We start from the raw sequence: 12,765 nt of genomic DNA on the forward strand, positions 1-12,765 counted from the left end.
GGAGCGCCGTCGGCCGTGCCGTTTTCGCCCTCCGCTTATACCCGGGGCGGGTGTGGGGGCGTGGTCTAGATGCGAGGCAGCGCGGCGGCCGCCGGGGAGATTCCCGAGCCGTACGCGGTCTCCCACGCCATGACGTTCGCGACGTAGGCCATGGAGTTGTTGTAGCGCAGGATGGCCCGGGTCTGCTGGCCCGGATCACGCATATCGAGGCCGCCCGAGCAGAGGTACTTGCCGGCGGTGAGCGCGGCGTCGTACATGTTCTGCGGATCGGCGACGCCGTCGCCATTGCCGTCGGCCGCGTACTTGCGCCAGGTTTCGGGCAGGAACTGCATGGGGCCCACGGCGCGGCGGTAGCTGCCGGACAAGCCGTCCAGGTCGCCGCCGTCGGAGGTCGCGACCACGTTGTTCCCGGCCAGCCTGCCGTCGAGGATCGGGCCGTAGACGGATTCGAGCGGATAGCCGTTGTCGTCGATCTTGCCGTAGCCGTGGGTGGATTCGACCCGGCCGATGCCGGCCAGCAGGTTCCACGGCATATTGCAGGTCGGATTCTCCACGGCGAGAATGCGTTCCGCGTTCTCGTAGGCGTCCTGCGCTACGCCCGGCATGCCGAGCGGCCCGGCGGCGCGTGCCGACGGCACCCGGCCGTCCGGCTGCGCGACGGACTTGACCTCCGGCGGGCCAACGGGCGCAACCTGTTTGGCCTCGTGCAGCAGCGGTTCCGGTGCGGCGGCCGGTATTACGGCTGCCTCGGGCTTGGGTAGCTGTTCCTCGCTGTCGTTCGACAGCTGGTGCTGGACGGTAGCCGCGAGCTTGTCAGCGATGTTCCCGTCGCCGGCTCCGGTAACTGTGGCCAGTCCGGCGGGTACGAGCCCGGTCAATGCGATGACCGATCCACGGCGAACTTTCGGGACCGGGGGTTTGCGGTGACGACCCACTGTGTGGTGACCCTCCATTGCCATCGGTTGATACCGGGGTGATGCAACGAAGGCCACGTTACCTTATCCGAGACCTTTCTGTTACCCCTTCGTGACCAACTCTCAGGATTTGAAGGAAACGCAAGTCAGACGCGAGTTCCGGAGCGGCGCGCCGGAACTCGCGAATCGCATAATCGTTACGGGGCGGGCGCGGGGGCCGGCGCCGGAAGCGGAATCGTGATGCCGAACGGCAGCGTGATGCCGGGGGCCGGGGTGGTGGTCGTGGTGGCGTCCGGAGTGGTTTCGGCCGGGGCCGCGGCCTCGGGTTCGGGCGTCCCGGAGGGCGCGACCGTTTGCTGGTCCTGCGGTTGCTGGACGGACTGCTGCGGCTGATCCTGCGGCTTCTGGCCCTGCTGACCCGTCTGGGTGTTGCAGGTGGTGACGGCTGGCTGATCCTTGACCACCGGCTTGCCGTCGGGTCCGAACTGCTGCTCGGCCGGCTTGCCGTTCTCGGCCTTGGCGGCGTCCTCGGGCTTGGTCTTGACGGCGTCCTCGGGCTTGGTCTCGTCATCGGTGGCCGGGTCGCCGGGGACCTTGTCGGCCTTCTGATCCGGCTGCTGCGCCGGAACCGTCACCTGCTCACAGGGATTCGCGGGCACCACCGGAGCCGGGCAGAAGATGCCGCACGGGATCGGCGGCAAGCCCGGGATGGTGATCATCACCTGGGTCGGCGTCGGCGTGGTGGACTGCCGCGTGGTGTCGGGCGCCTCGGTGGCCGGAATCGTGGTGGAGGCCACCGAGATATCGGGGCCGTTGACCGGAACGTAGTTGTTGGGCACCAGATCCGGCGAGATGCTCACCTGCTGCGGGGCGCCGCCGGTCTTGTAGGCGTTGGCCCAGCTGAGCACATTGGCCGCGTACGACACCGAATTGTTGTAGCGCAGCACGGCCCTGAGCTGCTGCTGCGGATCGGCCAGATCCATGCCGCCCGAGCACAGGTACTTGCCCGCCGCCAGCGCGGCGTCGAAGACATTGTTGGGATCCGGTGTGCCGCTGCCCTTTCCATTCGCGGCGTACACCGACCAGGTGCCGGGCAGGAACTGCATGGGGCCGATAGCCCGCACGAAACTGCCGTCGCTGGCCTTGATGATCTCGTTGCCGGGCAGCGTCCCGTCCAGGGCCGGGCCGTAGATGGGCGAGACCGTGGTGCCGGCGGCGTCGGTGCGGCCGTTGTTGGCGTGGTTGGACTCGATGCGTCCGATTCCGGCCAGCAGGTACCAGGGCAGATGGCAGTTCGGTTCCGAAGACTGCAGCGCCAGTTCGGCATTGCGGTAGGCGGCCAGCACGATCTCCGGAATGCCCAGCACGCCACTGCCGCCGGGCAGCGCGATGTCCTGCAGCGGCACAGTGCCGCCGAAGAGCGGCGAGCCGTCGGCGGGCGGGGTCATAGCGCTGAGTTTGCGGGGGGCCTCCGGAGCTGCCGGAACCAGGCCGACGGTCTGATCCGAGGGGGTGTCGGCGGGACTGTTCACGCTCGCGTTGTGCGTGGCGGCGGCCGCCAGCAATGCGTCCGGCGCGGCCTGCGGGGCCACGGTGTGGACGGTCGTATTGGTGGCAGAACCGGCGGTGACCAGACCCGCAATCAACAGTGCCGACGCTGTCACCGGAGCAGAAATTCTCTTCGCCACCACACAATCCCCTCAGTCGTGCGGCCGGTGCCCCGTGGTAACGCTCATACAGCGGCGGTGTCTGGGTCGGTCGCTCGGAACAACGTGATCCAGGTTACCCATGAGTCAGCTGGATCGGAACGACTTCGGTGGTCAGTCGCCATCTTTTTGTGCCGAAATTGCGACCTCGTCAGGCTTCCGATCGGTACTCTTCTTTGCTTTCTTGACCTTCGTGACCTCGTCGCCGACTGTCAGTTTCTCCAACCTGACCAGTGACTCCTTGATGTCGTCCAGTTCCCGGCGCACGTAGTCGCGCGTGGCGACCTCGCCCACGGCCAGCCGCAGCGCGGCGAGCTCACGCGCCAGGAATTCGGTGTCGGCTTTCGTCTGGGCCGCTCGTGTCCGGTCCTCCTCGAGCGAGACCCGGTCGCGATTGTCCTGGCGGTTCTGCGCCAGCAGGATCAGCGGCGCGGCGTAGGCGGCCTGGGTGGAGAACGCCAGATTCAACAGGATGAACGGATACGGGTCCCACTGCAGCCGCAGCGCGAACACATTGAGCAGGATCCACACCACCACGATGACGGTCTGGATCACCAGGTAGCGGCCGGTGCCCAGGAATCGGGCCACCTTCTCGCTGGATCGGGCCATCGCCTCGGGATCCCAGTCCAGGCCGCGGAAGCGGCTCTCGAGCGGGGTCTCCAAACGCTGGCGGGCGCTGAGTTTTTCGAGCCGCTCGCTCATGCGCGGCCTCCCGTCCCCTCGATCACGGGCACGCCGTGTGCATCGTGTTGGTCTTCGTCCTGCTCGCGCCAGTCCTCGGGCAGCAGGTGGTCTAGCACGTCATCGACGGTGACGGCTCCCAAGAGATGATTCTCCGCATCGACCACGGGTCCGCACACCAGGTTGTAGGTGGCGAAATATCGGGTCACGGCGGTGAGCGGGGCATCGGGCCGCAGCTGCACCAGATCGGTGTCGACGATGCCGCCGACCAGGTTGGCGGGCGGTTCCCGCAGCAGCTGCTGGAAGTGCACGCAACCCAGGTAGCGGCCGGTCGGGGTGGCCGTGGGTGGACGCACCACGAAGGCCATCGAGGCCAGGGCCGGGGTCAGCTCGGGATCGCGGATGCGGGCCAGCGCCTCGGCGACCGTGGTGGAGGCGGTGATGACGATCGCGTCGGGCGTCATCAGACCACCCGCGGTGTAGGGCGCGTGCTCGAGCAGACGGCGCACCGGTTCGGAGTCCTCCGGATCCATCAGCGCCAGCAGCGATTCCGCCTCGCCTTCGGGCAGTTCGCCCAGCAGGTCGGCGGCGTCGTCGGGGTCCATGGCCTCGAGCAGGTCGGCGGCGCGTTCCACACCGAGCTGTTCGAGCAACTCCACCTGGTCGTTCTCGGGCAGTTCCTGGACCACGTCGGCGAGACGTTCGTCGTCGAAGGCGGAGGCGACCTCGATGCGGCGCTTCTGCGGCAGTTCGCGCAGCATGTGCGCGACATCGGCCGGGCGCATGCCCTCGAATTGCGTGAGCAGCTGGGTGACGTCCTGGCCCGGCATGTTGAGCTCGGTCTGGGTGAGCCCGCGCACCTGCGCCCAGTCGACCACGTGCACCGCACCGCGTCGCCCGAAGCCGACACCCAGACGGCGGCGTTCGCGCACGGCCACCCGGGAGACCACCCAGTCACGGGTACGGCCCTGCTCGATGCCCAGGTCGACCACCACCACGTCCGTGCCGGACAGGTGCGGCAACTCCGGATCCGCGACGCGGACGGTGGAGTCGAGAATCTGCGCGATGGCCAGCAGCTCGCCGGGCCGCTGCTCGAAGCGGCGCACGCTGATGGTGCCCGTGGTGAGGGTGATCGCGCCGGGGTCGATGGTCTGCACCCGCAGCATGGGCACGAAAATCCGCTTCCGGGTCGGCAATTCGACGAGAACGCCCAGGACTCGGGGTTGCTGGCGGTCATAACGTATCGAGATCACGATGTCCCGGAGGCGGCCGATAGACTCGCCGTCCGGTCCCAGTACCACCAAGCCCGCCAACCGGGCGGCGAAAACCTTCGTCGCTGCCATGTTTGGTAAGGCTAGTGGGTCAAACGCGTCCTAATTGTCGCGCCACGTGAAGGAGTGAGCCATGACATCGCGCCGATCGGTGCTCGCCGTCCCCGGCAGCAACCCGCGCATGATCGAGAAGGCCAAGGGACTGCTCGCCGACGAGGTGTTCCTGGATCTCGAGGACGCGGTCGCACCGGCGGCGAAGGAGGCCGCGCGGGCGAACATCGTGGCGGCCCTCAACTCCGGCGGCTGGGGCGCCCAGATCCGCGTTGTGCGGGTCAACGATTGGACCACCGAGCACACCTATGCCGACGTCATCACGGTGGTGGAGGGCGCGGGCTCGGAGCTGGACGCCATCCTGCTGCCGAAGGTCACCGATGCCGGGCAGGTGCAGGCTCTGGACCTGCTGCTGACCCAGCTGGAGAAGGCCAACGGACTGCCGGTCGGGCGGATCGGGATCGAACCGCAGATCGAGAACGCGCTCGGGCTGCGCAATATCGATGCCATCGCCACCGCGAGCCCGCGGGTGCAGACCCTGGTGTTCGGACCCGCCGACTTCATGGCCTCGATCAATATGCGCACCCTGGTGGTGGGCGAGCAGCCCGAGGGCTATGAGCCGGGTGACGCCTATCACCACATCTATATGACGATCCTGCTGGCGGCCCGCGCCCACGGCCTGCAGGCCATCGACGGCCCCTACCTGGCGGTCCGCGATATCGACGGCTTCCGCCGCAACGCATCCCGCACGGCCGCACTGGGTTTCGACGGCAAGTGGGTGCTGCACCCGGATCAGATCACCGCCTGCAACGAGATCTTCAGCCCGCGCCAGGCCGACTACGACCGGGCCGAGGAGATCCTCGACGCCTACGCGTTCCACACCTCGACCGAGGGCGGCGCGCGGGGCGCGGTGATGCTCGGTGACGAGATGATCGACGAGGCCAGCGCGAAGATGGCTCAGGTGATTGCTGATAAGGGCAGGGCGGCCGGAATGGCGCGAACCACGCCTGCCCTTTGAATCGGGCACGGCGAATCGGTGTCCGTCGACGCGAAATAGCATGATGGAGTCATGACGAATCCCATGGGGAATCCGAGCCGGGGCCGTCCCGGCCTGCCGACGCCACCGTCGGGCTGGCCGGTCGGCTCCTACCCGACCTATGCCGAGGCGCAGCGGGCGGTCGACTACCTGGCCGACAACCAGTTCCCGGTGGAGGGCGTGACCATCGTCGGCGTCGACCTCATGCAGGTCGAGCGCGTGCTGTACCGGCTGACCTGGGGCAAGGTCATTGGCGGCGGCATGGTTTCGGGTGCCTGGCTGGGCCTTTTCCTGGGTCTGCTGCTGAGCATGTTCACCTCCGGCGGGCCCATCGGCCCGCTGGTGGTCGGCTTGGTCGGCGGCATCATCTTCGGCCTCATCTCCGCGTCCATCCCGTACGCGGCCACCCGGGGCCAGCGCGACTTCGCCTCCACCATGCAGCTGGTGGCCGGCCGCTACGACGTGCTGTGCGACCCGAAGACCGCCGAGCAGGCGCGCGACATGCTCGCCAGGCTGGCCATCTAGATCCATGGAGGTACTGGATCAGGTCCGGGCCGCGGTGCTCGGTCATTTCGAGGTGGAGTCCGCGGACGCGGCGTCGGTGACGTTCCTGGGTTTGGAGCCCATCGACATCCTGCGTATCCCGGACGGCGAGTTCGTGCACTATGCCACGCTGGGCGGCTCCCGGCATCCGATGACGGATCCGGCCGCGGCGCTGGCCGATCCGGTGCGCGGGCCGCGCGCGGAGCTGGTGCTGACGCTGCGCGGCGGTGCGGGCGCGGGTTCGGGGCTGACCCGGACGCTGGGCGTGCTGGTGGCGGCACCCGCGGTGGAAGGTGTTGTGCTGCAGGCGGATGCGCTGCTCGATCTGGGAGAACCGTTGTGGACCAACGCGCCGTTCACCGCGGTGCTGCTGGGTGCGAGCGACATCCCGGAGGTGGCGCTGCCGGAACCCGCTGAGCCCGTGCGGTTCCTGACGGTCGCGCCGATCACCGCGACGGAGGCGGCGTGGGTGCGGATTCGCGGCGCGGCGGCGTTGCGCGACGCCTGGGCCGAGGCGGGAATCGATGTGCGCGATCCCGCCCGGGCCGCAGCGTCGCTCTGATCGACCGCTGCGTCGCTCTAATCGAACGGGTTGCCGTCGATCGGACAGGTCGCGCCGGCGGCCGGAAGCGTTCCCGCGATGAGATAGTCGCGTTTCGCGGCCTCGGAGCAGGTGCTGTGCACGTACATGCTGCTGTGCCCGGCTCCCTCCACCACCAATAGGCGCGCGTCCGACAGTTCCGCCGCGCCGGCGGCGGCTCCGGCCAGCGGTGTCGCGGGATCATTGCGACTGTTGATCACCAGGATCGGGGCGGTCGGCCGATTCCACGGTCCGGAGTAGGGGTGCACGGCGGTCTGCGGCCAGTAGGCGCAGGTCAGTGCGTCCAGGACGCCGAGCCGGCCGAAGACGGGCACCCGCTGGTCCTCACTGATCGCGAGGGCGCTGTAGCGCCGCTCGTCGCGCGGCACCCGGCTGTCGGCGCACTGGACGCCGTGGAAGGCCTCGGTGTAGTTGTCGTCGTAGGTGTTGGCGCCGGTGCCGCCCAGGCCCTGCGAGCTGCCCGTGCCGATGTCGGCCACCTGCCGCACCAGGGCCGCGGTCTCGGCGAGCACATCGGTCGGCTGATACGGGGTGTTGCGCAGGTCGTAGAGGAGTTGCAGGGTGGCGGCGACCTGCGGCCAGCCGGCCGGATTGGACAGCTGGCCCGCCGCGGCCACCACGGTGCCGTAGTCGTAGCGTTTGCCGTCCCACGAGATCGGTTCGCGCCGTACCCGTTCCAGGATCCGTTGCCATTTGTCCCGCGGATCTCCCTGGGAGAAGGCGCATTCGGGCCCGGCCGCCACGCAGGCGTCGAGCATGGCGTCGAATGCGCCCGCGATTCCGGTGGCCACGTCCTGACGGGTGTCGATGGGCTGGTCGGCGGCGGCGTCGTCGAGACCGAGGGCGTTGCCGCGGAAGTCCATCGAGCCGTCCAGCGCGAGGGCGCGGACCCGGCCGGGAAACATGTTGGCGTACAACGCGCCGAGGTAGGTGCCGTACGAAATGCCGTGGTACGTCAGCTTGTCGTCGCCGACGGCCCGGCGCAGCAGATCCAGATCCCGCGCGGTGTTCTCGGTCGACAGGTGCGGCAGCAGGTCGGCGGCACGCTGTCCGCAGTTGTCCGCCAGCGTCTTCGCGGCCGCGAAGAACGGCGGCTCCGTGCCGGGCGTCCCCGGCATCGGGGGATAGGTGGCGAAGAACAGCTGCTGCGCGGTCGCATCCGGAAAACAGTGCACCGGTGCGCTGTTCGCGGCGCCGCGGGTATCCCAGGACACCAGATCGAAGCGGGCGCGCAGCTCGTCGGAGAACAGCCACGACCAGTGCGCCCGTTCCCGCAGCCGCTGCACCCCGGACCGGCCGGGGCCGCCGAAGTTGACGAAGAGCGTGCCGATCCGCCGGGCCGGGTCGGCGGCGGGGAGTTTGATCACGGCCAGGTCTATAGATCGGGCCTCGGGATGCGCGTAGTCCAGTGGCACTCGCGCTGTCGCACAGGAGAATCCGGAATCGCAGTCGGTCCACTGCAGGGTGGGTGCCGGTGCGGCATCGGCGAGGGCGTCGACGTAGGAGTCGGTCGCCGGACCGGCCGCGGCGGGCACCGGCACCGCCAGGAGAAGCCCGAATATTGCTGTCCACCAAGCCATCCGGCCGCGGACCGGTGAAGTCCTCATCACGAACACAGCCGAATTCATAGCAACCCGGCCGCGGGCGCGTCGAGGCGGCCGGCAAAGCCGCTGGTGGCTTTCGGTGCTCAAAGCCAGTTGTTGCGATGGAAATTCGCGTACAGCAGGGCGCACAGGGCGATCATCGCCACGATCACGATGGGGTAGCCGTAGGTCCACGAGAGTTCCGGCATGTGTTCGAAATTCATGCCGTAGACGCCCGCGATCATGGTCGGCACGGCGGCCATGGCGGCGTAGGCGGAGATCTTGCGCATATCGGTGTTCTGCTGCACGCTCACCTTGGCCAGCGCGGCGTTGATGAGGGCGCTGAGGGATTCGTTGAAATCGATGATCTGCTCGGTGACCGCGGTGTGGTGGTCGGTCACGTCGCGCAGGTAGCGGCGGATCTCCTTGGGCAGCGGCAGGGTGGTGTCGTGGGTGAGCACCTGCAGCGGCAGCCCGAGCGGCTTGACGGCCCGGCGCAGTTCCACCACTTCACGTTTCAGCTGGTAGATGGCGTCGATCTGGAGCTTGTTCGCGGGGGTGAAGACGGCCTCCTCGATGGCGTCCACATCCTCCTCGATCGCCGCCGTGACCTCCACATAGGAGTCGACCACGCGGTCGGCCACCGCGTGCAGGACCGCGCTGGGCCCCAGCGCGAGCTGGCGCGGGTCGGCTTCGAGATCCTTGCGCACACCGCTCAATTCGGTGTGCTCACCGTGGCGGACGGTGATCACGAAATCGGGTCCCGCGAACACCATGATCTCGCCGGTGTCGACGATCTCGCTGACCGTGCTGAGCTCGTGCTCGACGTAGCGCACCGTGCGCAGCACCAGGAACAGGATGTCGTCGTAGCGTTCGAGTTTGGGCCGCTGCTGCGCCTTGACCGCGTCCTCGACGGCGAGTTCGTGCAGGCCGAAGGTCTGCGCGATATCGGCCATGAGTTCCTTGCCGGGTTCGAACAGTCCGAGCCAGACGAATCCTTCGTGGCGTTCGCGCACTTCGGCCAGCGCGTTCTTGTAGGAGCTGTGCTCGAACAGCCGCACCCCCTCGACGTAGACCGCGCAGTCGACGATCCGGCCGTGATGGACGGGCATCTTGGCGGGGTCTCGCGGCTCGCCGGACCGCCCGGGCCAGTGGAAGGACGGCAGCGGCGGTATCGAGGACACATCAAGGATGCTAATCGTCCCGCCCCCTGGCGATGGTTCGGGCCGCAGGCAATATAGGGGGCGTGCGCATCGATCTCCACACCCATTCCAACGCGTCCGACGGCACGGACACCCCGGCCGAACTGATCGCGAACGCCGCCGCTGCCGGGCTCGACGTCGTGGCCCTGACCGACCACGACACCACCTCCGGCTGGGCCGAGGCAGCCGCCGCGCTCCCTCCGGGCCTGACGCTGGTGCGCGGCATGGAGATGTCGTGTGTCGGGCTGGGGGAGGACGGCTATCCGGTGCCGGTGCACCTGCTGGCCTACCTGTTCGACCCCGAGGACGAGTCCTTCGCGCAGGAGCGGGAGCGGTTGCGCGCCGAGCGGGTGGTGCGGCTACGGGCCATGGCCGAGCAGATGGCCGCCGACGGTCTGCCCATCGATCCGGACGCGGTCATGGCCTCCGTGGGCCCGTCGGCGGGTCGCCCGCATCTGGCCCGGGCGCTGGTGCAGGCCGGGGTGGTGCCGACCGTGGATGCCGCGTTCCAGGATCTGCTGGCCCCGCACGGCCGCTACTACGTCGAGAAGGCCGACACGCCGCTGCGGCGGGCCGTCGAAATGGTGGCCTCGGCCGGCGGCGTGAGTGTCGTGGCGCACGCCCGGGCTCGCAAGCGCGGGCGGCTGCTGGCGCTGGATCACATTCGCGAGCTGACCGAGTTCGGGCTGGGCGGCCTGGAACTCGATCACCCCGACCACAGTGCGGAGGACCGCGAGGTGCTGCGCGGGCTGGCCGCCGAGCTGGGTTTGCTGACGACCGGCTCCTCGGATTACCACGGCGCCAACAAGACCATTCGGCTCGGCGAATTCACCACCGACCCAACGCAATTCGAGGAAATCGTGGGCAAAGCGAGTGGAGTCCCGGTGATCACCGCATGAGAGTGGTCCGGGGCCTGAGCGGAGTGGTTGCGGGGGGCACGCTGGTGCTGGCGGCCACGGTCGCCACCACCGCGATCATCGGTGCTCGGCGCGGTTTCCCGGGTCCCGGATGGGCGGCTGTGACGTGGCATGTGACCGCGGCGGCAGCCGTGCTGGCCGCCCAAATTTATGCGGATAGACATCGGGGTTTTGCGGCTTTTTTCGGATGTTTGGTCGTTTTCGTGATAGCCGGATATCTGCTCTGGGCGCAGTGGTGGAATTGAAATACCCATAACGGTTGCGAGTGAGTGAACCGTCGTCGAACATTTGTCGTTATGACCGAATTCGACGCCGATGTGCTGGTGCTGGGAGGTGGCCCGGCCGGAGCCTGGGCCGCGCTGGCCGCTGCCGCTGCGGGCGCGCGGGTATTGGTCGCCGACAAGAGCCGTTGCGGCAGCAGCGGCCCCACGGCTCGGGGCGGGGTCACGCTGTGGAACATTCCGTCCGGTCCGGCCCGGGACGAGGCCGTGCGGCAGAACTTCGCGCACGGCGGCGGACTGGGGGACCCGGAGTGGATGTACCGGGTGCTGGAGGAGACCCATCGGCGTGTCGGCCAGCTGGTGACCGGCGGCTTCCGGTTCCGGGGTGAACACGCCGAGCGCCCGGCGCGGGTCTATCTCGACGGCGCGAAGTATCTGGGGCGGCTGCGGCGCAGCATGGTGATCGCGGGGATCCGCATCCTCGACCACCATCCCGCACTCCAGCTCATCACCGACCGTGACGGCGTCGTGTCCGGCGCGGCGGGTGTGACGCAGGGCGGCGAGTTCCGCGGCTGGACCGTCCGGGCGCGCGCGGTGGTGCTGGCCACCGGCGGCTGTGCCTTCCTCTCCGGTGGCGCCGGCACCGATGTGGACACCGGTGACGGGCTGCTGATGGGGGCCGAGGCGGGGGCCGAGCTGTCCGGTATGGAGTTCTCCAACGCGTATTCGCTGACCCCGGTGGCCGATTCGCCGCTGCTGGGCGGCCGCCCGGTGGCCGCCGTGTTCGCCTCCGACCAGGTCATGCACTTCGCCACCCTCTACGACGAGTCGCGGGCGGTGCTGTGGGGGCAGGGATGCGGTTCGCGGGCACAGGCTTTCGCGGCCATCGCCGACGGGCGGCGGGTCTATGCCGCGCTGGACGAACTGCCCGAGGCGGTGCGCGCGGAGCTGCAGCGGCACGGGCCCAGCCTGACCGGTCAGGTGCCGCTGTGCGCGGTGCTGGAGGGCACGGTGCGCGGCACCGGCGGGCTGCGGCTGACCGGACCGGACTGCGCGACCACGGTTCCCGGTCTCTACGGCGCGGGCGACGTCACCACCCGGGAGCCCATCACCGGGGCGGTCAGCGGGTTCGGCGGCCAGAATGGCGCGTGGGCCATCTCCTCCGGCGTCTGGGCGGGCGCGGGCGCGGCCGATTTCGCCGTGGGCCGCCGCAAGCTCGGCAAGGCGCGCCCGGTGCCCGGCGCGGGCCTGGGCGACCGGGCGCGCCTCGATCCGCGCGCGGTGGTCGGCCTGGTCCAGGAGCACACGCTGCCGCTGCGGCGCAGCTACTGGCGCAGCGACGGCAGCCTGCGCGACAGCATCGGCGAACTGGACGGCATGTGGCCCGGCGTCGAATTGGCGCTCGGCGGAAAGGGACCCGATCGCCTGCCCGCCCGGCAGGCCGCCGCGCTGCTGGCCGTCGCCCGCTGGACCAAGTACTCCGCCCTGGCCCGCACCGAGACCCGCGGCATGCATCGCCGCACCGACCATCCGGGCGCCGGAAGCGACTGGCGCGTACGGTTGCTCTCCGGGGGTCTCGGCAGTGTCTGGGTCCGGCCGGACCTCACAGCGGCGGGTGTGACCCCCGCTTGACAGCTCACAGCCGCCGCCGCGACCGCGTTGTGACAGTTCTCCGAGTTCAGGTTCCGACCAGCGAGTTCCTGTTCATCTCGGCGTGATTCGACTGCCTTACCCTTCAACGATGGTGAGGCGACGCGACGGACCCGGGGGCGATTTGGCAGGCCGTCGCAGCGACTGGCAGAATGGGCCGATCCCGGCCGCAGCCACCGCCCGGCCCGGGACACTCGGTGATCACGAACCCCGACTCGCGGGTTCACACGAGGTCACCCCGGCTGTATCGCCCGGACACACCCCTCCGGTTCTCGCTCGACGATCTGCGCTGCCGCGACACACTTCTCGCAATGCCGTAATACTTTGTATGCGTCGCCACGATGAGGTGGCAAGGTTTCCACGAAGTGGCTCGGAAGTGGTGTCGACGT

General features: G+C 68.9%; 11 protein-coding genes. 5 read left to right on the top strand and 6 right to left on the bottom strand.

Annotated elements, in window-relative coordinates; all coding sequences use genetic code 11:
- Positions 1-65: 65 nt before the first annotated feature.
- From ACFXN1_RS27615 to ACFXN1_RS27630, 4 genes are all read right to left on the bottom strand, one after another.
- The gene (locus ACFXN1_RS27615) at positions 66-935 is read right to left on the bottom strand and encodes a lytic transglycosylase domain-containing protein (RefSeq protein WP_379393999.1); all 870 of its coding nucleotides are present in this window, start codon (positions 933-935) and stop codon (positions 66-68) included.
- 176 nt (positions 936-1,111) lie between these two features.
- On the bottom strand, positions 1,112-2,578 hold the full coding sequence (locus ACFXN1_RS27620) for a lytic transglycosylase (RefSeq protein ID WP_379441101.1): 1,467 nt from the start codon (positions 2,576-2,578) through the stop codon (positions 1,112-1,114).
- 156 nt (positions 2,579-2,734) lie between these two features.
- Entirely contained in the window at positions 2,735-3,322 is a 588-nt protein-coding gene (locus ACFXN1_RS27625) for a DUF1003 domain-containing protein (protein WP_379441102.1), read from the bottom strand.
- Positions 3,319-4,644, bottom strand: a complete 1,326-nt coding sequence (locus ACFXN1_RS27630; RefSeq protein WP_379441104.1) for a magnesium transporter MgtE N-terminal domain-containing protein — start codon at positions 4,642-4,644, stop codon at positions 3,319-3,321. The genes ACFXN1_RS27625 and ACFXN1_RS27630 overlap by 4 nt, the downstream gene beginning before the upstream one ends.
- Before the next feature lie 61 nt (positions 4,645-4,705).
- On the opposite strand from ACFXN1_RS27630, the gene ACFXN1_RS27635 reads away from it, so the two are divergent.
- Genes ACFXN1_RS27635 through ACFXN1_RS27645 form a run of 3 tightly spaced genes read left to right on the top strand, consistent with a single transcriptional unit; the run spans position 4,706 to position 6,764 of the window.
- A complete protein-coding gene (locus tag ACFXN1_RS27635) occupies positions 4,706-5,641 on the top strand; it encodes an HpcH/HpaI aldolase/citrate lyase family protein (RefSeq protein WP_379394007.1) in 936 nt (311 codons plus the stop codon).
- A gap of 51 nt (positions 5,642-5,692) precedes the next feature.
- Positions 5,693-6,184: a general stress protein gene (locus tag ACFXN1_RS27640; protein WP_379394009.1), complete on the top strand. Its 492-nt coding sequence runs from the start codon at positions 5,693-5,695 to the stop codon at positions 6,182-6,184.
- A 4-nt stretch (positions 6,185-6,188) separates the two neighbouring features.
- Entirely contained in the window at positions 6,189-6,764 is a 576-nt protein-coding gene (locus ACFXN1_RS27645; RefSeq protein ID WP_379441106.1) for a suppressor of fused domain protein, read from the top strand.
- A 17-nt stretch (positions 6,765-6,781) separates the two neighbouring features.
- Here the strand turns inward: ACFXN1_RS27645 and ACFXN1_RS27650 are convergent, their stop codons facing one another.
- Entirely contained in the window at positions 6,782-8,410 is a 1,629-nt protein-coding gene (locus ACFXN1_RS27650) for an alpha/beta hydrolase (RefSeq protein WP_379441111.1), read from the bottom strand.
- 80 nt (positions 8,411-8,490) lie between these two features.
- On the bottom strand, positions 8,491-9,561 hold the full coding sequence (gene corA, locus ACFXN1_RS27655; protein ID WP_379441112.1) for a magnesium/cobalt transporter CorA: 1,071 nt from the start codon (positions 9,559-9,561) through the stop codon (positions 8,491-8,493).
- A 71-nt stretch (positions 9,562-9,632) separates the two neighbouring features.
- Here corA and ACFXN1_RS27660 point away from each other — a divergent pair, with 71 nt between their 5' ends.
- A complete protein-coding gene (locus tag ACFXN1_RS27660) occupies positions 9,633-10,487 on the top strand; it encodes a PHP domain-containing protein (protein WP_379379828.1) in 855 nt (284 codons plus the stop codon).
- 314 nt (positions 10,488-10,801) lie between these two features.
- Complete coding sequence (locus ACFXN1_RS27665) at positions 10,802-12,358, top strand: FAD-binding protein (protein WP_379394013.1); 1,557 nt, start codon at positions 10,802-10,804, stop codon at positions 12,356-12,358.
- Positions 12,359-12,765 lie beyond the last annotated feature (407 nt).

The organism is Nocardia sp. NPDC059154 (assembly GCF_042755705.1).
Lineage (GTDB): Bacteria > Actinomycetota > Actinomycetes > Mycobacteriales > Mycobacteriaceae > Nocardia.